Here is a 21,860-nt window from a genome sequence, read left to right as displayed (position 1 = left end):
AGCAATAACGCGATTTCAAGTGGTCGGTAACGGCCCCGCGCCGCCAAACCGGCCCCACAGCTGAGCCACAGGTTTGCAGGGCCTGGCCAGGGCCGCAGCAGGCCTCAGGTCATATCAGCTCAAATCGGGCTGAAATCTGCGTGAAAGCCGCGTTTTCAAGCCGTCCAGCCCAGCGCTGTCACGCAAGTGCCACACACACTTTCTAGCTTTCGCAGCCATTCCCGGGGTTAACCGGGTCACTGCAAGCGAGGGTTTAAAGGTGGCAATGCCGTTTCGTCATATCCGCAACGCCGGATTCCGGGTCAGCCTGCTGGCCGTTGCCATTACCACCGCTCCGGCCTGGGCAGAAGATGCGGTCGAGCGGGTCGAGGTGATCGGCCAGGCGGCTAGCATCGACAAGGCGCTGCGTGAGCAGAAAAGCGCCGACAGCATCAAGAGCGTGGTGCATGCCGATGGTGTCGGTCAGTTGCCCGATGACAATGCTGCCGAAGCCCTGCAGCGTATCCCCGGGCTGTCGGTGGAGCGCGATCAGGGCGAGGGCCGCTTCGTCAGCGTGCGCGGTATTGCCCCGGACCTCAACAGCGTGACCATCAACGGCACTTTGGTACCGGCCCCCGAGGGCGATCGCCGAGCCGTGGCACTGGATGTGCTGCCCGCCGAGCTGGTGCAGTCGCTGTCGGTGGTCAAAACCCTGACCCCGGACATGGACGCCAACTCCCTCGGCGGCACCATCGAAGTCGAGAGCCTGTCGGCATTCGACCATGACGGGCTGTTCTACACCCTCAGCGGTGAAGCCAGCCATGACACCAACGTCAGCCGCGACAGCCCGAAATTCTCCGGCGCAGTCAGCGACCGCTTCAGCCTGGGTGACGGCATCAACAACTTTGGCGTAGCTGCGGCGTTCAGCTGGCAGAAGCGCAAGTTCGGCTCGGACAACGTCGAAACTGGCGGCAACTGGGATTTCGAAGACGGCGCCCGGCTGGAAGAGGTCGAAGCCCGCGACTACCAGATCACCCGTGAGCGCACCGGCCTGGGCCTGAACTTCGATTACCAGCCGGATGACTTTTCCAGCTATTACCTGCGCACCCTCTACAGCAAGTTCAAGGACACCGAGACGCGCAACGCCGAAGGCCTGGAGTTCGCCGACCCACAGGGTTCCGGCCAGCGTGGCGAGGCCGAAGGCTGGCGCGACTTGAAATCGCGCGAGGACACCCAGGAAATCCAGTCCTACGTACTTGGCGGCGAGCGCATCCTCGACCAGTGGACCATCAGTGCCCAGGCCGGCTACAGCCAGGCCACCGAGCAGGATCCGGGCGGCATTGCCGGCGCCAGGTTCGTTGGCGATTTCGACGAGGTCGGTTTCGACGGCACGCGCAAGCCACGGCTAAGCGCGGGCAACGACTTCTACGACCCGGCCCGGTTCACACTCGACGAAGTGGAGTGGGAGAAGGTTGACGGCAAGGACCAGGAAAAGAACATCCGCCTGGACCTTGCCCGCGACTACGATTTCGCCGACGCCTCCCAGGTCAAGTTTGGCGGCAAGCTCAGCCGCCGCGACAAGACCAGCGACACCGAAACCTGGGCCTATGACGGGTTCGATGACATCAGCCTTGCCGATTATCAGGGCAGCAATGTCGACTACGCCCTCGGCAACTTCGGCAACGGCATCAGCGCCAGCGCAATCAAGGGCCTGATCGGTAACCTCGACCGTGCGGCCTACTACGATGAGGAGGCCTCGCGCATCAATGACTTCGACATGAGCGAGGACATCAACGCGGCGTACCTGATGAACACGCTGGACATCGGCGACTGGCGCCTGATTGCCGGTCTGCGTTACGAAGGTACCAGGTTCGAGGCAAAGGGTACTGGCCTGCGCGAGGGTGTATACGAGCGCGTCGACAGCAACAATCGCTATGACCACTGGCTGCCGGGCCTGCACGCTCGCTACCAGTTGTCCCCGGCCACGGCCATTCGAGCCGCCTGGACCAACACCGTGGTGAGGCCGACCTTTGGTCAACTGGCGCCGGGTTTTGTCATTGATGAAAACGATGCGTCGTTCGGCAACCCCGAACTCAAGCCGCTGGAGTCGATGAACTTCGACCTGGGCATCGAGCACTACATGGGCCGCGCCGGCACCGCCTCGGCGTTCCTGTTCTACAAGGATATCGACCACTTCATCTACAGCACCGACCTGGCGGGCACTGGCGACTGGGTGGACTTCGACGAAGCGCTCACCTTCGAGAACGGTGGCGGCGCCAAGCTGTATGGCCTGGAGCTGGCGTATTCGCAGAAGTTCGACTGGCTGCCGGCACCCTGGAACGGCTTGCTGCTAGGCGCCAACCTTACCCTCAGCAAGTCTGATGCCACCCTGCAAGGGCCTACCGGCAAGCGCAGCATCGACCTGCCCAATCAGTCCGACACGGTGGGCAACTTCATGGTCGGCTGGGAAAACGACCGCTTCAACATGCGCCTGGCCGCCAACTACAAGTCGGGCTACCTGCTGGAGCTGGGTGCCATCGACGACAAGGCCCACGACCAGTATGCCGATGACCAGCTGCACGTGGACTTCAAGGCAGGCTACTTCCTGACCCCCGAGCTGCAGTTGACGTTCGAGGCGCAGAACATCACCGATGAGTCCTATTACGTGTACAGCGGCCACCGTCGCTACAACGCCCAATACGAAGAATACGGCCCGACCTACAAGATCGGCTTGACGCTCACCCATTTCTGACCCGCACCCTTCACGGATATTGCCTGCTCATGCGTATGTTTACTTTGTCCCTGCTGGGGCTGTATGTAGCCCTGGCCCACGCGGCTGCGAGCGCGGCGCCGAGCCTCACGCTCGACCGCAGCGTTATCGACAGCGAGACCAGCCAGTGGCTGGTACCCACCCCGGCACTCAAGCAGGCCGAACGCCTGCAACTGACCGCCAGGGAGCTGCAGCTGATTGACCGCCAGGGCCGTGTGCTCGGCGCGTTGCCGGGCCGCTTCGAAACCCTCGACCACCGCGCCGATGGCACCGGCCTGATGGTCGCCACCGTCGACAAGAAGCGTCAACAGGCGTTGCTGGCCCGCTTCGATGCACAAAGTGGTTGGGGCGTCCCGCGCTACCTGCCCAAGACCCGCTATGCCATCGAGGGCCTGTGCCTGTACCGCGACAGCGCCGCCAACGACTTCCTGTTCCTGGTTGGCGAGGAGGGCATCGGTGAGCAGTGGCTGGTCGCCGAACATGGCCAGCCGCTGGCCGAGGCACGCCAGGTGCGCGCCCTGAGCCTGCCGCCGCAGAGCGCGTTCTGCCAGGCGGATGACGCAAGTCACAGCCTGTACGTAAACGAAGAAAACGTCGGCCTGTGGCGCTACGAAGCTGCTGCCGAAGCACCCCTGGTGCGCGAGCCGGTGGACCTGGTGGCACCGTTCGGAAGCCTGGCCAAGGCCGCCGCCGGCGTGGCGCTGGTGCCCGGGGCCTGATGGTGCTGGACCCGGCCGCCAATGCCTTGCACCTGTACCAGGGCCGCGCCGGGCAATGGCTGCGTGATGGAGCCCTGAGCTTGCAAGGGCTGAAAGAGCCGGAACAGATCAGCGCCCGTGTGAAAGGCAAAGGCCTGGAACTGTTGCTGGCCGACGACCAGGGCACGCACCTTGCGACGCTGGTCTGGACGCCAACGCCAGCGCCGATTGCGCCTCCGGTGGTACAGATCAAGGCGCAGGTGCAGACCGACGGCGTGCCCAGCCTTGGCGATGCGGCGGACGACCCGGCAATCTGGGTCAACGCGCGCCAGCCCGAACTGAGTCGGGTACTGGGCACTGACAAGAAAGGTGGGCTGCTGGCCTACGACCTGCACGGCAAGCAGCTGCAGGACCTGCGTGTGGGCCGCCTGAACAACGTCGATGTGCGCAGCGGCTTCCAGCTCGGCGAACGTCAGGTCGACCTGGCCGTGGCCAGCAACCGCGACCGCAACAGCCTGCACCTGTTTGCCATCGACCCGGCCAGCGGCCAGTTGAGCGACATCGGCCAGGTGCCGACCGAGCTCAAGGAAATCTACGGCCTGTGCCTGTTCAAGGATGCCGATTCGGCCATTTACGCCATCGCCAATGACAAGGATGGCCGCTTCGTTCAATACCGCCTCGACGGCAGCAGCGGCCAGGCAGGTGGCACCTTGGTGCGCAGTTTCAGCACCCCGACCCAGTCGGAGGGTTGCGTGGCCGACGACCGCAACCAGCGCCTGTTCATCGGCGAAGAAGACGCCGCGGTCTGGGCCCTGGACGCCCGTGGCGATGGCCCGACCCGCCTGGACAAAGTGATCGGCGTGGGCGGCCTGGTCAAGGACGACATCGAAGGCCTGGCGCTGTACCACGGCAAGGGTGGCGATTACCTGGTGATCTCCAGCCAGGGCAATGACAGCTACGTGGTGCTCGAGGCCAAACCGCCGTACCGGCTGCGCGGCCGCTTCCAGGTAAGCCTGGACGCACAGCGCGGTATCGATGGCGCCTCGGAGACCGACGGCCTCGACGTGACCTCGGCCAACCTTGGCGGGCCCTGGGCAAAGGGCCTGCTGGTCGTGCAGGACGGTCGCAAGCGCATGCCCGAAGGCAACCAGAACTACAAATACGTGCCGTGGGCGGCGGTGGCTGAAGCATTGGGCCTGGAGTAATCGCCGCCTGTCATGCCACCGCAACCTGATTGCCTTTGACTAAGACTCACATTGAAAGGACACGCCCCATGCAAACCCCAACTCCGCTCGAACACACCACCGTCTGGGGGCTGGTCAGCGAAGCCAGCCTGGTGGTCCAGGCCGTAATGCTGTGCCTGGCCCTGGCCTCGCTGCTCAGCTGGTACCTGATTATTCAGCGTGGCAGCCGCCTGCGCCGTAGCGAAAGGCACAGCAGGGCGTTTCTCAAACAGTTCCGGGAAAGCGAAGTCGGCCAGCTGTATCAAGGCATCAAGACGCAACAGCCTCACGTCGATGCCGGGCTGCAGCAGCTTTTTGTATCCGGCTATCAGGCGTTCCAGCAGCTGCAACCTGGCCAGCAGCCCGACAGCGTGCTCGAGGGCGTCGAACGCAGCCTGCTGGTTGCCATCGCCGAGCAGGAAGAGCGCCTGGAGCAGGGCTTGCCGTTCCTTGCCACGGTCGGCTCGGTCAGCCCCTATATAGGCCTGTTTGGCACCGTTTGGGGCATCATGAATTCGTTCCTGGGTTTGTCCCAGGTGCAGCAGGCGACCCTGTCGACGGTGGCCCCTGGGATCGCCGAAGCGCTGATCGCCACCGCCATAGGCCTGTTCGCGGCGATTCCGGCGGTAATGGCCTATAACCGCTACTCGGCGCGCAGCCAGACCTTGATCAGCCGCTACTACGCCTTCGGCAACGAACTGCAAGGCCGCCTGCAACGGCGCTTGCAAGGCCAGCCCAGCAACCTGGCGGCAGCGGCCTGAGGAGGAACATGCGATGCTCGCCAGACCCGTCCGCAAGCATGGCCTGAAGGCCGAAATGAACGTGGTGCCGTACATCGATGTGATGCTGGTGCTGCTGGTGATCTTCATGGTCACCGCGCCGATGCTGGTACAGGGCGTGCAGATCGAGCTGCCCAAGGTGGCCGCCGAGGCACTGCCGGCACCCAGCCAGCAGCGGATCGTCACGCTCTCGGTGAAGGCCGATGGCAGCTATTACTGGAACCTCGGCAGCGAGGTGGACACCAGCCGCCAGACCGATAGCGCCGTGGACACCGCGCAGATGCGCGACAAGATCGCAGCCATCGTCGCCCAGGACCCGCAGACCCAGGTGTACCTGCGCGCCGACCGCAACACCGAGTATGCCGCAGTGGTGGCAGGCATCGCCGAGCTGCAACGCGGCGGTGTCAGCCGCCTGGGCCTGATCACCGAGGCGCCGTAACCATGAGCAAGCTGACTTTTGACCCTGCCAGCTGGCGCGACCACGGTATGGCGTTTGGCGTGGCGTTTGCACTGCACGCGGGGCTGGTCTATGTGCTGTTCAACCTGTCGCATACGCCGGTGCTGCAACCGGTACCGGCAGCGGTGATCCACACCCAACTGGTGCACGTGCCGGCACCCGTAGCGGTGCCTGAGCCGCCGGCGCCCGAGCCGGTGGTCGAGAAGCCCGCGTTGCCGACGCCCAAGGCCCAGATGCCGGTCGTGGATGAGGCCGCATTGGCACTCAAGCGTGTGCAGCAGCAGAAGCGCGATCTGCAACAGAAGCGCGATCAACAACAGCGTCAGGAACAGGAACAGGCGCGCAAGCAACGCGAAGAGGCTGAGCGGCGCGAGCGGCAACTGGCGCAACAAGAGCAGGCACGGCAGCAGCAGGCGCGAGAGGCTGCTGCCCAGGCTCGTGCCGCAGCCGAGTCGGCCAGCCGCCAGTATCTACCCATCGCCAAGGAGGCACCGGACTACCCGCAGCGGGCGCTGGATCGCAATATCGAGGGGGAATGCACGGTCACCTACACGGTCACGCCGCAGGGGCAGGTCAGCGATCCGCAAGTGGTGGGCCAGTGCCACCCGTTGTTCGTCAAACCGTCGCTGGCGGCGGCGAAGCGCTTTCGTTACCAGCCTCGGGTGGTGGATGGGCGGGCGGTAGCGGTGGCCAATGTAAAAAATACCTTCACATACAAGATTCGATGAATTGCAGACGGGCGCCATTGCCCCCTAATCACAAACAGACTGCCAGCTGATTGGGGCAATGGCGTCCTTGTCATTTGTACAAAGTTTGCTGTTCGCCGCCTACGCTGTCCAGAGTCTTGATCAGCAGGAGGCACCATGAGCAATTTCCCTATCGTTGCCACCGTCTTGTCCATGGTGTTGGGCCTTTCTGTCACACGCCTGCTTCTTGGGGCGCTAACCGTCTTCCGTATCCGTCGCAACGCAACCCCAGACTGGGTTGCCCTGGTCTGGGCAGTCATGCTGTTCACCACCCAGATGGATTTCTGGTGGGCGGTCAATACGCTGCCGCAAGTAAGGGGGACCTTTTCGTTCCAGGAATTTTTGCTGCTGGTGTTGCTGGCACTTGCGCTGTTCGTTGCCTCGGCGCTGGTGTTGCCCAGCCGAAGTGAGGACGAACTCGAGGGCCTTCGTGTGTATTTCGAGCAGGATGGCCGATACGCGCTGCTGTTCCTGTCGGGCTATTACCTGCTTGGGTTTATCGTCAACATTCTCTTGTTCGGCGTTTCGCCCCTGGCGCTTTGGGGCGCATTTGACGTGATCATGATCGTGATCCCGCTGTGTGTGTTTGCAGCCAGCTCGCGCAAGGCCTATGCGCTGCTTACCGTGGCATTCGTACCTATCAATATTGCGGACCTGGTGATATCGCTACTTACGTGATCGAGGGTGACTGCGTCCATTAAAATCTATGCAGTGCAGCACAATAACTGTACAGGGTGCTATTGTTGTACAGTATTCGGGTGTGATCGAGGTCAGCATGGCGCACCGTGCTCGTTGGATCTGCCTTTGTCTGCTACTGGCTGCCCTGTCGACGGCAGCGGCGGACTGGCGAGCGGAGTTGCCTGCGGCAAAACGCCTGGGCGTGGGTGAGTTCACCTGGTTTGGCCTGCGTCTTTACACAGCCCAATTATGGACAGCAGGGCCAGTTCATGACTGGAACCAGCCTTTCGCCCTTGAGCTCCTCTATCACCGATCGTTGTCCAAGGGCACATTGGTACAGGCCACCCTCGAGGAAATGCGCCGCCTCAACGGTGGCAGCATAACGTCGCAACAACGCACGGCGTGGACCCATGCGATTGAACAGGCATTCGTGGACGTGCGCCCCGGCATGCGCATTACGGGCTTGTACCTGCCGGGACAGGGTTGCCGCTTTTACGTCGACGGTAAACTCAGCCGCGAAATCGCCGACCCGGTCTTTGCCCGAGCGTTCTTTGCCATCTGGCTCGACCCCCGTGCCAGGGATACCCAACTGCGTCAGCGCCTGCTGGGGCTGGCTGGCAACGACCGAGGAACATGAACATGTACAAAGTACTGTTGCTGGCTTCCTGCCTGCTTCTGGGCAGCTGTGGCAATGTCGGTGTCGAGCACTATGCCCAGGAGCAACCGAAACTCGACCTGGCGGCATTCTTCTCGCGGCCGGTGCAGGCCTGGGGGATGTTCCAGAAGCGTTCCGGGGAGGTGGTCAAGCGCTTCCACGTGCGCATCGACAGCCGCCGCGAAGGTGAGCGGCTGATTCTCGACGAGCATTTTCTATACAGCGATGGCACTCGCCAGCAGCGTACCTGGACGCTGGTACCTGACGGGCCTGGCCGCTGGCGCGGAACCGCGGGGGACGTCATCGGTGAGGCGCGCGGTGAAGTGGCGGGTAACGCGCTGCGATGGCGTTACCAGCTGGACTTGCCCGTTGATGGCCGGCACTGGCAGGTAGACCTGGACGACTGGATGTACCTCATGGATGACGACACCCTGATCAACCGCTCGAGCATGAGCAAACTGGGCGTGGAGGTGGGCCAGATCACCCTGTTCTTCCGCCGCCTGCCAGAGGGCACACCATGAACCTGATCGCGCTTGCCCAGCTGGTATCCACCGGCGAAGCCAAGGAACTGGAACTGCTGTCGCTGGAGGGTGGTTTTTACCTCTTGCGCGCCTTGACCGACGCAGGCCCCGTGACGTTGTGCGACGCCCATGGGCAGCCCGTTCGCCTGCGCTCCACTACCGAGCTGCGGCAATTGCTGGCCGACCTGCCACCAGTGCCCTGCATGCTGGTGCAGCAGGTAGTGCATGATGAGATGTGCGGGCAACGTGACGGCCCCGTTGCACCGCTGCGCGTACCGGTAACGCTCACAAGCCAGTGGTAGCCCGAACGATGCGTCTGGGCCTTGTGCTGGGTGACCAGCTGTCGTTCGACCTGGCAAGCCTGGCGGCCCTTGATCCTGCGCGCGATGCTGTCTTGATGGCGGAAGTGGAGGGCGAGGCCCGGTACGTGCCGCATCATCCGCTGAAGATCGTTCTGATCTTCAGCGCCATGCGGCACTTTGCCCAGGCCCTGCGCGAGCGGGGTTGGCAAGTGCATTATGTCGAGCTCGATGCTGACGGCAACAGCGGTAGCATCGTTGGCGAATTGCGTCGCTGGCAACACGCCCTGGGCGCCACGCATATTCACCTGACCGAGTGCGGGGAGTGGCGCCTGGAGCAGGCTTTGCGTGATGCCGCCTTGCCCCTGGTGTGGCATCGCGACAGGCGTTTTCTGTGCTCCCGCGAAGCCTTCGCGCGCTGGGCCCATAAGCGTCGGCAGCTGCGTATGGAGCACTTCTACCGTGGCATGCGCAAGCGAATGCGCTGTATGGAGCAAGCCATCGGGCAGACCCTGCGGCTGGGCTATGCGCACCATATCCAGCGGTTGATGGTGACCGGCAACTTCGCCTTGCTGGCCGGTATCGTACCCACCGCGATTTGCGAGTGGTACGTGGCGGTCTATATGGATGCCTTCGACTGGGTCGAGCTGCCCAACACGCTTGGCATGGTGATGCACGCCGACGGCGGCTACCTGGGGTCCAAGCCTTACTGCGCCAGTGGTCGTTACATCCAGCGCATGTCCGACCATTGCAAGGCGTGCAGTTACAAGGTTGATCTTGTTATCGAGGACGATGGCTGCCCGTTCAATGCCCTGTACTGGCATTTTCTTATCCGCCATCGCCCTCTGCTGTCGACGAGCCCGCGTTTGGCTCTGGTCTATCGTAGCCTCGATGGCATGACGGCTAGCCGGCGAGACGCTGTATGGCAGCGTGGCCAGGCACTGTTGGCGCAGCTCGATGCGCAGCAGGCGTTATGAAAAAGAGCCTTTTGCCCAGCAAGGTCTGCGTGGTGTGTGGCCGGCCGTTCAGCTGGCGCAAGCGCTGGGCTCGCTGTTGGCAGCAGGTGCGCTACTGCTCCGACCGATGCCGCAGGTCAGCGCCGCGCCGCGAGGCGCGCGAGCAGGGGCAGGGCCAAAGCCCAGATCGGCATCAGTAGCAGGCCGGTTTGCAGCGCGCCCAACGGCAGGGCCACATCCGCAAGCCTTGCGCCGCCTAAATAGGCCAGGGGGCCGCCGAGTGCGCCCAGCAGCGCACCGATCCGCCAGTGCCTGCCAGCCCATGCCAGGCTGTGGCGCATGCCGCTGGCCAGCACTAGCCACAGCAGCGCCAGCCATAGTGGCAGCGGCCAAGCGTCGAAACCGAACACGCCCATTGCCCCCAGCACGCTGTCGAGCACACACCCGGCCAAGGTGACGCGCAACAGCGCCCTGAATTCGGCAGTGACGTCCGGGCACAGGCGCAAGTGCACCGCCACACCCGCGATCACCAGCAGCAATAGCCAGGGGCGTTCGGCGCCCAGCACGCAGATCCACCAGCCAGCCTGTAACCAGACGGCATTGGCGACCAGCCAGCGCCCGGGCATCAGGCACCGTCAGGCAAGGGGGCGCGCCGTGCCAGTGGCGCTGCCCACAGCAGGTGCGCAACGCCGATGGTGCGCTCCTCAAAACCGCCCTGGCAGTAACACAGGTAGAACTCCCACAGGCGCTGGAACATCTCGTCGTAGCCCAGGTCCGCCAGTGCTGTGCGCGCCTGACGCAGGTTTTCACGCCAATGCCGCAACGTGTGGGCATAGTCCTGGCCGAAATCCTCCATGTGCACAAGGTTGAGTGTGGTGTGTCGGCTGGCGGTGTCAAGCAACACGCTCAGCGAGGGCAGGGCGCCACCGGGGAAAATATAGCGCTGGATGAAGTCGACCGAGCGCCGCGCCTGGGCGTAGCGCTGGTCGCGGATGGTGATCGCCTGCAACAGCATCAGGCCCTCTGGCTTGAGCAGCGAGGCACACTGGCGGAAATACACGGGCAGGTAGCGGTGGCCGACAGCCTCGATCATCTCTATCGACACGAGTTTGTCGAAGGTGCCTTGAAGGTCGCGGTAGTCTTCGCGCAGCACCTTCACGCGCTGCTCCAGCCCCAGGGCCTGAACGCGCGCCAGGGTATGGCTGTACTGCGCCTCGGAGAGCGTCGTGGTGGTGACCCTGCAGCCGTATCGGGTGGCTGCGTGGATCGCCAGGCTGCCCCAGCCGCTGCCAATTTCCAGCAGGTGATCGTCAGGGCGCAGTTCAAGCTTCTGGCAGATGCGCTCCAGCTTGTGCAACTGGGCTTGCTCCAGTGTTTGCCCAGGGTGCTCGAATTGGGCGGCCGAATACATCATGGTGGGGTCCAGCAGCCGCTCGAACAGGGCATTGCCCAGGTCGTAGTGCGCCAGAATGTTGCGCCGGGCACCGCGCTTGTTGTTGCGGTTGAGCCGGTGCAGCAACCGCAGGGCAGGGCGGCCGAAGCGGGCCAGGCCACCCTCGAGCGCGTCCAGCACTTCAAGGTTGGCGACGAACAGGCGCGTCACCCGCGCCAGGTCGGGGCTTCGCCAATAGCCGTGGATGTAGGCTTCGCCAGCCCCGATCGAACCATTCCCGGCGATCAGGCTCCAGGCGGCGTCATCGAGGACCTCCACCTCGGCCTGCAACAGGCTCTCGGCATCACCGAAACTCCACTGCTGCCCGTGGCAGAGCAGGCGAAGGTGGCCGTGGCGCAGCTTGCCCAGCTGGGCAAGTACGGCGCTTCGTGCCAGCCCGCCGATCAATGGCGCAAGGCCTGCGAACTTGCTAACGCTCAGGGTGGGATTCGACATCATCAGGGTCCTCGCAAGGTTGGCCGAGCGCCAGGTCATTTTGGCTGGTGGTGTGGTCATGCACGGGGGTGCGTTTGATCAACAGGCGTAGCGCTTGCCAATAGATGGCCGAGACAGTGCGCAGGCTCATCCATGGGAAGGTCATGACATACCGACGCAGCCCGATGCCATCCAGTGGCTGACGGTGCAGGGCGAGGTCGGCCTCGAACACCTTGCGGCCGTCTTGCCAGTTCTGCATGTGGATGCGTACATGGTCCGCGCTCAGGGAAAAGCGCAGGTGATAGTCCATGTCCAGTGGCATGAAGGGTGAAACGTGGAAGGCTTTGGCCACCGAGAAGGGCTTGGCAAGGTTGTCTTGCACCGGTAGCACGTAATGAAAGCGTTCGCGCCAGGGGGTGTTGCGCACCTCCATCAGGATCGCCTTCAGGCCGCCGTCGCGGTCATGGCAGAAATAGAAGCTCACCGGGTTGAACGACAGCCCCCAGCAACGCAGTTGCGTGAGCAGCTGTACCGGGCCTTCGGGCATATGCCCCGTGGCTTGCCCGACCAGCAAGCGTGCGGCCTGGGCCAGGGTTTCGCCGTGGCGGGTCTGCGCTGGCAGGTAGTCGGTTTCGCGCCAGCACAGCGGTGCCAGGCGCCAACGCCCCAGCCAGCGTGACAGGCCCATCAGCCAGGCTTGTTCGTCCAGGTCCAGGTAGAACATGCCGATCCGGTAGCGGAAAGCATGCAGCCGCGGCGTCAGCCGTCGGTGGCTGATCCAGCCCAGGCAAAGGCTGCTGTTCACAGTTGCTCCCCGAAGTGCGCAGCCACTTTCAGCGCGCTGACCACCCCGTCCTCATGAAAGCCGTTGCCCCAGTAGGCGCCGCAGAAGTAACTGTGCTGCAGGCCCTGCAGTTGTGCCTGGCACGCCTGGGCGGCGGACGCCGCAATGCTGTACTGCGGATGGGCATACTGGAAGCGGGCGATCACTTGCGCTGGGTCTATCAGTGCGGTCTGGTTGAGGCTCACGCAGAAGGTTGTCGGTGCCTGAATACCTTGCAGAATGTTCATGTTGTAGGTCAGCGCGGCGGGAGCCTGCTCTGGGCCGCCCAGGCGGTAGTTCCAGCTTGCCCAGGCGCTCTTGCGGCGTGGTAGCAGACGGGTATCGGTGTGCAGCACCACGTCGTTGCTTGCGTAGCCGATGGCGCTGAGCACGGCGCGTTCCAGTGTGCTGGGGGTTTCCAGCAGTGCCAGCGCCTGGTCGCTGTGGCAGGCGAACACCACATTGTCGAAGCGTTCGGTGCCGGCCGCGCTCACGAGGGTCACGCCACCTTCGTCGCGGCTGACCCGGTGAACCCTGCAATTGAGGCGGATGCGATCAGCGAACGGTCGGCACAGCGGCGCGACATAGCTGCGCGAGCCGCCTTTGATCACCCGCCACTGTGGGCGTTGGTTGACCGACAGCAAGCCGTGGTTGCGACAGAAACGCACGAAGAACTCAAGGGGGAAGTGAAGCATGTCGGCGCGGGACATCGACCAGATCGCCGACCCCATCGGCACGATGTAGTGGTCGATGAAGCGCTGCCCATAGCGCTGTGCCTGAAGGTAGGCGCCCAGGGTGGTGTCGGCGTCGATACGCTGGTTGTCCAGGTCGGCCAGTGCCTGGCGGTTGAACCGCAGAATATCCCGTATCATGCCCCAGAAACCCGGGGACACCAGGTTGCGGCGTTGGGCAAACAGTGTGTTCAGGTCGTGGCCGTTGTACTCCAGGCCAGTGACCGGGTCATGCACCGAAAAACTCATCTCGGTCGGCTGCGAAGTGACCTTGAGCTGGTCGAGCAACCGGATGAAGTGGGGGTAGGTCCAGTCGTTGAAAACGATGAAGCCGGTATCGATTGCATGGCGCTGGCCCTTCCAGACCACATCGAGGGTATGCGTGTGGCCCCCGATCCACTGCTCGGCTTCGAAAACCGTTACGTCGTGCTTGCGTGACAGCAGGTGGGCACAGGTCAACCCCGCGATGCCACTGCCGATGATTGCGATACGCATGGATCATCATTCCTGTTCATGGCGGGCGAGGCGTTGGCCGAGTGCCAGACGCAGGCGCGCGGGTAGCGCCCCCAAGAGGCGCAACACCAGGGTGAAAAGCCCGGGGAAATTGATTTCCAGTGGGCGCCGGGGCAGGCGCGTGGCGATATGCCGGGCGGCGCGCTGCGCAGTCCACAGCTGCGGCATGGGGAAATCGTTGCGACGTGTCAGAGGCGTGTCGACGAAGCCAGGGCTGACCAGGGTGACCGCGATCCCCTCCCGAGCCAGGTCGATTCGCTGTGACTCCACCAGGTAGCGCACCGCAGCCTTGGACGCGCCATAGGCGCCGGCGCGGGGCAGGGCCAGCCAGGTCACCGAACTGCCCATAACCACCAGGTGGGGGCGCTGGCCGGTGCGAAGCAGGGGCAGTGCCGCCGCCAGGCAGTAGCTGACGCCCAGCAGGTTTGTGCGCATTACACGTTCGACCAACGCGGGGTCGAAATGCCCCGGCTCCAGATATTCGCAGGTGCCGGCATTGAGAATGGCCATGTCCAGCCCGCCCCAGGCCTGCTCGATCTGTGCGGCGATCCCGGCGACCTGCTGCGGGTTGTCAAGATCGCCAACGGCCAGCAATGCCTGCCCGGGAAATTTTTCGGCCAGAGGGGCAAGGCGATCGGCATGGCGCCCGCCCAAGGCAACCTGATGGCCTTGCTCCAAAAGGATGTGTGCGAGTGCGGCACCGATACCGCTACTGGCGCCGGTCAGCCAGCAGCGGCTCATGCCAGCCTGCCTTTGAGCCAGCGTATCGCCCCGCCCATGACGGGGAGGTGTTCATAAAGCAGGGCGCCGGCGTCGAAATAGTCCTGGTGAAAATGCACGCGTTCGCGCCAATGCAAGCAACTACACCCTTGCAAGGTGATCGGCCGACCGCGGGCCAGGCGGGGGTGGCAAAACTGCAGTGTCCAGCGCAGGTAGCCCTGCCCAGGCCTTACCTCGTCGGCGCTGGTGATGGCATAGCGAATATCACTGGCGTTGGCGTACAACTGCTCGAAATAGGCTCGCAGGGCCTGCAGCCCCTGTATGTGATGCAAAGGGTCGCGAAAGGTAACATCTTCGCTGTACAGTTTTTCCAGCGTGTCGAGGTGCGCCCCATCGAGGCTGGCGAAGCGCTCGGCGAATTGCTGTAGGTATGCTGACATGCTGGGCTCCAGGCCATCCTGTACAAAAGTGATTTGTTGTACAGGTATAGCTGAAACCTAAGCATTAATCTATACAAGCCAGGGGGCTTGTACAGGTTTTTTGTCAGCCCTTGGCCTAGCCTGGTTGCCGGCGCAGTTCAGCCACTTCAGCCTCCAGCTCGCGTACCTTTTCTTCGGCGAATATCTGCGCGGTGACATCGCGCTGGATGCCAATGTAGTACGTCAGTTGGTCCGCTTCGTTGAAAACAGGCGTGATGGACAGCTCATTCCAGAACAGGCTCCCGTCCTTGCGGTAGTTGCGCAGCACCTGGCGGCAGGGGCGGCCTTCGCGGATCGCCTCGCGGATGGTTGCCAGGCCCGCCTGGTCATGATCCTCGCCCTGAAGAAAACGGCAGTCCTGGTAGAGGATATCGTCGGCGCTATAGCCGGTGAGGCGTTCGAAGGCGGGGTTGACGTAGATAAGGATGCTGTCATTGCCTTCCTGCTCGGCGACGACGATGCCATCGTTGGAATGCTCGACCATCAGTTGCAGAAGTTTTGCGTTGATCATGGGGCCCACCTACAGGCGTTTCGTATGCGATATGCGCAGCGTAGCTTCTGTGCAGAAGGCTTCGGCGCCGTTTGTTGCATGATGAACCAAGCAGGCTCACCGCAGAAGGTGCATCTGGGTTTAGAATGAGCCATTACCCGGATGACCCCTCGTTATGACAGACGCCACCCCACCTGATTTGCTACCGATGCGCGATGTGGTCAGCCTGACCGGCATCAATCCGGTGACCTTGCGTGCCTGGGAGCGCCGCCATGGGTTGATACGCCCGCAGCGCACCGAGGGCGGCCATCGCCTGTACACGGCCCGGGATGTCCAGCGCATACGCGACATCTTGCGCTGGACGGCCAACGGCCTGCCCATCAGCAAGGTCGGCGATCTGCTCGCAGGCCAGCCTGAGGCGTCTGTGCAGCAGCATTCGGCCTTTGACGATTGGCGCGCCGCCGTGGTGCGCGCAACCAAGGCATTCGACGGGCCGGCACTGGAGGGGATCCATGGTCAATTGTTCACACTCTTGCCCAAGGCCACCGTGCTGCGTGAAGTGCTGATGCCGGTTTGGCATGAGCTGGCTTCAGCCTCCGCGCCTGGCCAGCGTAGCCAATGGTTGTTTCTCGACACGTTCTTGCGCGCCCGCTTGCTGCTGCGTTTGCAGATGAACCAGGTGGATGCGCCGCAGGTTTTGCTAGTAGGTACCGATGGGCAAGCCGAACTCAGTGTGTTGTGCGCCGGGCTACTGTTGAGCAGCGAGCAACAGCGCATCGAAGTGCTCGGTTGCGGGCAACCGCTGGAAGAGCTCCCCATCGTGTGTGCGGCCATGCAGCCTGCGGCACTGGTGATCAAAGTTCAGGCGCCGGTGAGCCCCACGTTGGCCAAGCGCTTACGGTCGTTGCAGATGGACATTGTGTGCCCGCTGGCCTTGATTGGCGAGGGGCTGGCCGATTCGCAGCCAGCCTTGAGCGCAATCCCGCTATGCCTGCTGGACGAGCGAGGCGCAGACGCCGCGCGCGTGCTGAGCGCCTTGCACCGTGGGGTTCTTGACGTTTGACCTATGGGCTTGGCCCTTTGCGTTCAAGCCTGAACCTCGCCAGTGTCGGCAATCAGCCCGAGCGCTTCGATGGCCAGCAGCGCGCAGCGCTCGTCATTGTCCGAAGTGTCGCCGCTGACACCGATGGCGCCCAGCAGGTGGCCATCGATGTTGCGCAGGAGGATGCCGCCCGCCACCGGGATAACCTCGCCGTCGGTGAGGCTGTTGATGGCATCGAAGAATGCCGGCATGGCCTGCGCACGACGCGCCAGTTCACGGCCGCCGACGCCCAAGCCCAGGCAGCCGCGTGCCTTGCCGGTGGCGATCTGCGGGCGCAGGAAACTGGCGTGTTCGTCGCGCAGTACCGCCAGTGGGTGACCCGCACCGTCGAGCACCGCGGCTGCCAGCGGCCGCACGCCCAGGGCCCGGGCGTGGCGCAAAGTGGTGGCGGCCAGTTGCGTGGCCAGTTCGAAGTCTAGCGTCTTCATGTTCAAAGGGTCCATGTACCAAGCTCGGCCACACGGTCGCGGGTATAGAGGTCGGTCCATTTCAGCGAGTTGAAGTCTGACACCAGTTTCGGGTTGTACGCGGTGCGTTGCAGGCGTACCGGCTCGCCGGCCTTGTACACGGCCTGCAGGCGGTTGCGGTCCTGGAGGATGCGGATGTCGTCCAGGGGTGAGCCGTCGAGTATCAGCAGGTCGGCCTGCTTGCCCGGTTCCAGGGTGCCGAGGCCCTCGCCGCGGGGCATCAGGCGGGCGCCGACATTGGTCGCGGCGAACAGCGCTTCGGCCGGTGTGAAGTCCAGGCGGCGCACCAGCAGCTCCAGCTCGCGGGCATGCCACTCGCCGTAGGGCGTGACGGCAAAGCCGCTATCGCTGCCGCAGGCGAATGGGACGCCCGCAGCCTTGGCGCGCTTGAGTACCGGCGTGCCCAGCTCCAGGGTACGCGCGCAGTAGCCGGCGTAGCCGGTGCTGATCGCTGGATCGTGGGGCTGGCAGAAGTCCACGGTGTTTTGCGGAAAGGTCATGGTTGGCGCGAGCACGCTACCGGCTTCGAGTAACGCCTCGATGCAGGCGTCGTCCATATAGAACGCGTGGAACACCAGGTCGACGCCCGCCTTGGCAGCGTACATCACTGCCTCACGGCCGTAGGCGTGGGTGGCCACGCGGCAGCCGAGCCGATGGGCCTCATCCACCATCTCACGGGTTTCATCGGCAGTGAAGGCAGCGATGATCTCACCATTTGGGCGGCGGTGGGTTCCGTCCATGGCGATCTTGATCAAGTCTACGCCGTCCTTGGCCTGCTTGCGGATCTGCGCGATGGCTTCGGTACGGCTGGTGACCAGGGCGGCGGTGAAATATTCCGGTGCGCCGACCCGGCTGGGGAACCAGTCGTTGAGACTCTGCCGATTGGTGATCACGCGGCTGCTGGCGGCAATGCGCGGGCCTTCGAACAGCCCTGCGTTGACCGTGTTGCGCACGGCGATGCTGAGCTGGCCACTGTCACCGGGGCAGACCATCGAGGTTACGCCGGCAGCCAATACGTGCTGGGCGAAAAACAGCCCGCGCAGGGCTCGAAATTCGTCGCTGGTCCAGATGTCGATGTCTTCCTCGCTCTGGGCGTTGCCGAAGGCCAGGTGGGTGTGTACGTCCACCAGCCCGGGCATGACGAACTGGCCATGAACTTCACGGTCGCCAGGCCTCGGCCGGGGCGCTTCGGCTGTGGCGCCGACGTGACGGATCATGCCGCCCTCGATGATCAGCGTCTGTTGCTGGCGGGTGTGCAGGCCGGTGCCATCGAACAGGGTGGAGCAGTGCAGGTGCAGGGTGCCCATGGTTGGACGCTCCTCGTCTTGTGGTTTATCGCAGGCCAGGTCGTGGGAGATGCCCGGCGCGACGCCGGGCAAAGGCCGGCAGCGCCGGCACACAGGCGCAATCAGGCCGTGTGGCCGCCAAGGGTTTCGGCGATCCAGTCGGCGATGTAATGCCCGGCATTGATGCTGTTGTCGAAGCTGGAATGCTGCACACCGCCCTCGCGGTCGGTGAATATCTTCAGCTCGCGTTTCGGGCTGTTGACCAGTTGCTCATAGGTGCGGTGCGCCCACTTGAGTGGGATCTGCGAGTCCTTTTCGCCATGGGTGACCAGAAACGGCACGCGTATGCGGTCGAGCACACCGTCCAGATGCACGTCCTCGGCGATGCGCATGAAGTCGTCCATGTCCTTCGCGCCCCACACCCAGCACACGTGCGCCCAGTAGTGGGGAACAGGGAAGTTGCCTTCCTTCTCCAACCGGCGCTTCTGCACATCGCGCCAGTCGTGGTTGGCGCCCCACACCACGCCGCAGGCGAAGCGGGGCTCGAAGGCCACCGCGCGCGGGCAGTAGTAACCACCGAGGGACACGCCTTCCAGGCCGATGCGCTTGGGGTCGACGTCGGCACGCGTTTCCAGCCAGTCCACCACGCGGCTGGCCCAGTGCTCGCTGTCGTAGCGTGCGGTCAGCCCCTGCAGGCGCAGCGCTTCGCCGGTGCCGGGCTGATCGATGATCAAGGACGACACGCCGCGCCTGGCCAGCCAGGCGGGCAGGCCGACGCGGTATTTCATTTCCTTGGTCGAGTCCAGGCCATTGACCTGTACCAGCAGCGGCGCCGGGCCGCTGACGCCTTGCGCGCGCACCAGCAACCCCGAGAGGTGCTTGCCCTCGTAGGGGATCTCCACCCGCTCGCAGTTTTCCTTGGCCAGGTCGATGCCACGGGCGAAGGTTTCCAGGAAGCGCTGGTACAGCGCCGCGCGGCCCGGCGCACCGTGGGCCTGAAGGCGTTCGCAGGTGAGGTAGTAGGTGGCGGCGCGGCCGTATTTTTCCCCGGCGGAAAGGCGTCGGCCGGCGCTTTCATCTTCCTCGGCCAGGTTGCAGAGCTTGTCGGCCATGGTCGACCAGGTTTCCCGGAAGGCCTGGGTACCGGCGGTGTCTGGCTGTTTGGCGGCCTCTTGCAGCGGGGCGCACATTTCTTCGATCTCGCCCATGCGGGCGCCCATTTCGATAGCCAGGTCCACCGAGAGGTTCCAGACGTAGTTGGTGGGGAAGTAACGGAACATTCTTGTTGTCCTTCTGCAGTTGTCGAGGCCAGCGCCCAGGATTGCGGCAGGCACGCGGGGCGAGGTTCGAAGGCAAGGTACGCAGGCGAGGCGGGGCGGGGCCAATCGTGATGGGAGATGCGAGGTATCGGCAAACGCGATGCCCCGGCGCCGTTGTGCTGGCCGGGGCGATGGGGTGGGGTTCAGGCGCTGGCGCGCAGGGCACCCGGCTGCCGGTCGGCGTGCCGGATGAAGTCGCTGATGCGTTCGCGCAGCCAGCGGTGCATCGGGTCGCCGTCCATGCTGCGGTGCCACAGCATGAACTCGCGCATCACCGGGATTTTCACCGGCGCGGGCAGGATGCGCAGGGGCAGGTAACCGGCATACAGCTCGGCAAGGCGGCGGTGCATGGTGGCGATCCTCTGGGTACCCACCACCAGCTGGGGCAGGGTGTTGAAGTCGTTGGTGATGACTTCCAGGCGTCGGTTGAAGCCATACTGGTTCATGAACCAGTCCTCGATACTCAGGTGCCGGTTACGGCCGAAGCCCACCGAAATATGGCCCATGTCCATGTACTGCTCCAGGGTCAGCTGTTCGCCGACGTCGCGGTTGTGGCGCCAGATCACGCAGACATGGTCTTCCTCGAACAGCAGTTGGGCGGGGTGGCCGTCGATCAGGTAGCGCTCGGGGACGATCATCATGTCGACTTCGCCCCGCATCAGCAGCTCGGCGCTGTTGTCGCCGGGGCTGATCATTTCGAAGGTGATGTGCGGTGCCTGCTGGTGGATCTTCTGGATGACCTGGGCGAACAGCACGCTGATCAGGTAGTCGGAGGTCACCAGGCGGAAGTGCCGCTTGCTGCTGGCCGGTTCGAACACTGGCTTGGCGGTGATCGAGGAGCGGATGGTGAGCAACACTTCGCGCACCGGCTTGGCCAGCTCCAAGGCATAGGGGGTGGGCTGCATCTTGCGCCCAACCTGCACCAGCAACTCGTCCTCGAAGAATGTTCGCAAACGGCCCAGTACGCCGCTGGTAGCGGATTGGGTCATGTGCAGGCGTTCGGCAGCGCGGGTGATGTTCTGCTCCTCGAGCAGAATGTCCAGGGCGACCAGCAGGTTCAGATCCAGGTGGTGAAAGCGCATGGTGATAGCTCTCGTTTCTTGTAGTTATTTTCGCGATACCTTCCCGCTGCATTGCTGATACGTCAAGGCCTGTGGCCCACGTTGCCGAGCCAACGCCAGGCGCCATGGGCTGGGGCACAGGTATCGCGATTGCCGATGCCTTGCATTTTGACTCGCGATTGGTCACGCCCCCCCGGCACCGAGCAACCTGCACTCCAGTCGTGTGGCCGCTGCGCCGCCACGACCCACTACCGGTGACCCTGCCTCGCCGAATAACAATTTCAATGGAGTGGTAGCCATGAACATTCTTGGTCTCGACGCGCTGGTGTTCGGCGTCGACGATATCCAGGCCTGTGCCGATTGCCTGCGTGACTATGGCCTGACAGCCATTCAACTGGACGCCGACGGTGGCCGGTTCGAGGCGCTGGACGGCACCGCAATCATCATCCGCCGTGGCGACGACGACAGCCTGCCACCCGCGCTGGGGCCGACGCCGTCGTTGCGCGAGACTGTCTACGGCGTAGTTGCGGCGGCGGACCTGGAGGCGATCGCCGACGAACTTGGCCGCGACCGCGAGGTTCGTCGTGATCCCGACGGCACGGTGCACACCTTTGACGACCTGGGCTTCGCCATCGCCTTCCAGGTAACCTGCCGCCGTGCCTTCGAGGCGCCAGCTGACCTGACCAACGCACCCGGCAGCGCGCCGCAGCGCCCACTCAACCAGCTTGGCATCACCCCGGACATGCCGGCACGGCCGCGCACCTTGTCCCACGTGGTGTACTTCGTGCCCGATGCGGCCAAGGGCGAAGCGTTCTACCGCGACCGCCTGGGCTTCGTCACCACCGACAGCTTCGTCGGCGTCGGCCCGTTCATGCGCACCGCCGGCATGGACGACCACCATTGCCTGTTCATGATCCAGACACCGCCACACATGCAGGGCTGCGAGCACTTCACTTTCCACATGGGCAGCGGCACCGAGGTGCTGCTGGCCGGTACGCGCTTCCAGCAGAACGGCTGGACCAGCTTCTGGGGGCCGGGTCGTCACCTGCTGGGCTCCAACTGGTTCTGGTACTTCAACAGCCCGCTGGGTTGCCACATCGAGTACGACGCCGACATGGACAAGCACGACGATGCCTGGGCGGCGCGCCAGGCGCCGATGTCGGCCGACAACTCGCAGTTGTTCCTGTTTACCTCGCGGGACAAGTGGGCACCGAGCGGCCCGCCACCCAAGCAGGGGTGAG

23 protein-coding genes and 1 pseudogene are annotated in these 21,860 nt (G+C 63.8%); 13 read left to right on the top strand and 11 right to left on the bottom strand.

Annotation, left to right across the window (positions count from 1 at the left end):
- Positions 1-265 precede the first annotated feature (265 nt).
- The 11 genes and pseudogenes from N805_RS10120 (at position 266) to N805_RS31160 (ending at position 9,961) form a co-directional block, all read left to right on the top strand.
- Entirely contained in the window at positions 266-2,731 is a 2,466-nt protein-coding gene (locus N805_RS10120; protein ID WP_028613697.1) for a TonB-dependent receptor, read from the top strand.
- Between the two features lie 35 nt (positions 2,732-2,766).
- Positions 2,767-4,652 (top strand): annotated as a pseudogene (locus N805_RS10115) (phytase).
- 68 nt (positions 4,653-4,720) lie between these two features.
- Complete coding sequence (gene tolQ / locus N805_RS10110) at positions 4,721-5,431, top strand: protein TolQ (protein ID WP_028613699.1); 711 nt, start codon at positions 4,721-4,723, stop codon at positions 5,429-5,431.
- A gap of 13 nt (positions 5,432-5,444) precedes the next feature.
- The gene (tolR, locus tag N805_RS10105) at positions 5,445-5,888 is read left to right on the top strand and encodes a protein TolR (protein WP_028613700.1); all 444 of its coding nucleotides are present in this window, start codon (positions 5,445-5,447) and stop codon (positions 5,886-5,888) included.
- 2 nt (positions 5,889-5,890) lie between these two features.
- Positions 5,891-6,634: an energy transducer TonB gene (locus tag N805_RS10100; protein ID WP_028613701.1), complete on the top strand. Its 744-nt coding sequence runs from the start codon at positions 5,891-5,893 to the stop codon at positions 6,632-6,634.
- Positions 6,635-6,769: 135 nt separating this feature from the next.
- Entirely contained in the window at positions 6,770-7,330 is a 561-nt protein-coding gene (locus tag N805_RS10095) for a hypothetical protein (protein WP_028613702.1), read from the top strand.
- A gap of 97 nt (positions 7,331-7,427) precedes the next feature.
- Positions 7,428-7,967 (top strand): chalcone isomerase family protein, encoded by a 540-nt coding sequence (locus N805_RS10090; RefSeq protein WP_028613703.1) that lies wholly within the window; start codon positions 7,428-7,430, stop codon positions 7,965-7,967.
- A 2-nt stretch (positions 7,968-7,969) separates the two neighbouring features.
- A complete protein-coding gene (locus N805_RS10085; RefSeq protein WP_028613704.1) occupies positions 7,970-8,506 on the top strand; it encodes a DUF3833 domain-containing protein in 537 nt (178 codons plus the stop codon).
- Positions 8,503-8,808 carry a DUF6482 family protein gene (locus tag N805_RS10080; protein WP_028613705.1) on the top strand — a complete coding sequence of 102 codons (306 nt, stop codon included), beginning with the start codon at positions 8,503-8,505 and terminating at the stop codon, positions 8,806-8,808. Before N805_RS10085 ends, N805_RS10080 begins: the two co-directional genes overlap by 4 nt.
- An 8-nt stretch (positions 8,809-8,816) precedes the next feature.
- Positions 8,817-9,782, top strand: coding sequence for a cryptochrome/photolyase family protein (locus tag N805_RS10075; RefSeq protein ID WP_028613706.1), 966 nt, complete (start codon positions 8,817-8,819; stop codon positions 9,780-9,782).
- Entirely contained in the window at positions 9,779-9,961 is a 183-nt protein-coding gene (locus N805_RS31160; protein ID WP_080956792.1) for a DUF2256 domain-containing protein, read from the top strand. The genes N805_RS10075 and N805_RS31160 overlap by 4 nt, the downstream gene beginning before the upstream one ends.
- On the opposite strand, the gene N805_RS10070 is transcribed toward N805_RS31160, so the two are convergent.
- The 7 genes from N805_RS10070 to N805_RS10040 form a co-directional block, all read right to left on the bottom strand.
- On the bottom strand, positions 9,899-10,387 hold the full coding sequence (locus N805_RS10070; protein ID WP_028613707.1) for a DUF2878 domain-containing protein: 489 nt from the start codon (positions 10,385-10,387) through the stop codon (positions 9,899-9,901). The two genes, N805_RS31160 and N805_RS10070, sit on opposite strands and share 63 nt — an antisense overlap.
- Positions 10,387-11,649: an SAM-dependent methyltransferase gene (locus tag N805_RS10065; protein WP_028613708.1), complete on the bottom strand. Its 1,263-nt coding sequence runs from the start codon at positions 11,647-11,649 to the stop codon at positions 10,387-10,389. Before N805_RS10065 ends, N805_RS10070 begins: the two co-directional genes overlap by 1 nt.
- Positions 11,624-12,433: a DUF1365 domain-containing protein gene (locus tag N805_RS10060; protein WP_028613709.1), complete on the bottom strand. Its 810-nt coding sequence runs from the start codon at positions 12,431-12,433 to the stop codon at positions 11,624-11,626. Before N805_RS10060 ends, N805_RS10065 begins: the two co-directional genes overlap by 26 nt.
- Positions 12,430-13,677 carry an NAD(P)/FAD-dependent oxidoreductase gene (locus tag N805_RS10055; RefSeq protein ID WP_028613710.1) on the bottom strand — a complete coding sequence of 416 codons (1,248 nt, stop codon included), beginning with the start codon at positions 13,675-13,677 and terminating at the stop codon, positions 12,430-12,432. Before N805_RS10055 ends, N805_RS10060 begins: the two co-directional genes overlap by 4 nt.
- 6 nt (positions 13,678-13,683) lie before the next feature.
- On the bottom strand, positions 13,684-14,436 hold the full coding sequence (locus N805_RS10050; RefSeq protein ID WP_028613711.1) for an SDR family NAD(P)-dependent oxidoreductase: 753 nt from the start codon (positions 14,434-14,436) through the stop codon (positions 13,684-13,686).
- Positions 14,433-14,855 carry a nuclear transport factor 2 family protein gene (locus tag N805_RS10045; RefSeq protein WP_028613712.1) on the bottom strand — a complete coding sequence of 141 codons (423 nt, stop codon included), beginning with the start codon at positions 14,853-14,855 and terminating at the stop codon, positions 14,433-14,435. The genes N805_RS10050 and N805_RS10045 overlap by 4 nt, the downstream gene beginning before the upstream one ends.
- A 115-nt stretch (positions 14,856-14,970) precedes the next feature.
- Complete coding sequence (locus N805_RS10040) at positions 14,971-15,405, bottom strand: PAS domain S-box protein (protein ID WP_028613713.1); 435 nt, start codon at positions 15,403-15,405, stop codon at positions 14,971-14,973.
- Between the two features lie 154 nt (positions 15,406-15,559).
- On the opposite strand from N805_RS10040, the gene N805_RS10035 reads away from it, so the two are divergent.
- A complete protein-coding gene (locus tag N805_RS10035) occupies positions 15,560-16,447 on the top strand; it encodes a MerR family transcriptional regulator (protein WP_028613714.1) in 888 nt (295 codons plus the stop codon).
- Between the two features lie 23 nt (positions 16,448-16,470).
- Here N805_RS10035 and N805_RS10030 read toward each other — a convergent pair whose 3' ends face one another.
- From N805_RS10030 to N805_RS10015, 4 genes are all read right to left on the bottom strand, one after another.
- Positions 16,471-16,914 carry a GlcG/HbpS family heme-binding protein gene (locus N805_RS10030; RefSeq protein WP_028613715.1) on the bottom strand — a complete coding sequence of 148 codons (444 nt, stop codon included), beginning with the start codon at positions 16,912-16,914 and terminating at the stop codon, positions 16,471-16,473.
- A 2-nt stretch (positions 16,915-16,916) separates the two neighbouring features.
- Complete coding sequence (locus N805_RS10025) at positions 16,917-18,260, bottom strand: metal-dependent hydrolase family protein (protein WP_028613716.1); 1,344 nt, start codon at positions 18,258-18,260, stop codon at positions 16,917-16,919.
- Between the two features lie 101 nt (positions 18,261-18,361).
- The gene (locus N805_RS10020) at positions 18,362-19,519 is read right to left on the bottom strand and encodes an alpha/beta hydrolase family protein (protein WP_028613717.1); all 1,158 of its coding nucleotides are present in this window, start codon (positions 19,517-19,519) and stop codon (positions 18,362-18,364) included.
- Positions 19,520-19,701: 182 nt separating this feature from the next.
- Complete coding sequence (locus N805_RS10015) at positions 19,702-20,640, bottom strand: LysR family transcriptional regulator (RefSeq protein WP_028613718.1); 939 nt, start codon at positions 20,638-20,640, stop codon at positions 19,702-19,704.
- Positions 20,641-20,917: 277 nt separating this feature from the next.
- Between N805_RS10015 and N805_RS10010 the strand changes: the two genes are divergently transcribed.
- Positions 20,918-21,859: a VOC family protein gene (locus N805_RS10010; RefSeq protein WP_028613719.1), complete on the top strand. Its 942-nt coding sequence runs from the start codon at positions 20,918-20,920 to the stop codon at positions 21,857-21,859.
- Position 21,860: the final 1 nt, after the last annotated feature.

The organism is Pseudomonas putida S13.1.2 (assembly GCF_000498395.2).
Lineage (GTDB): Bacteria > Pseudomonadota > Gammaproteobacteria > Pseudomonadales > Pseudomonadaceae > Aquipseudomonas > Aquipseudomonas putida_Q.
The sequence above is the reverse complement of the archived record's forward strand: the minus strand, read 5'-3'. Positions and strand labels throughout refer to the sequence as shown.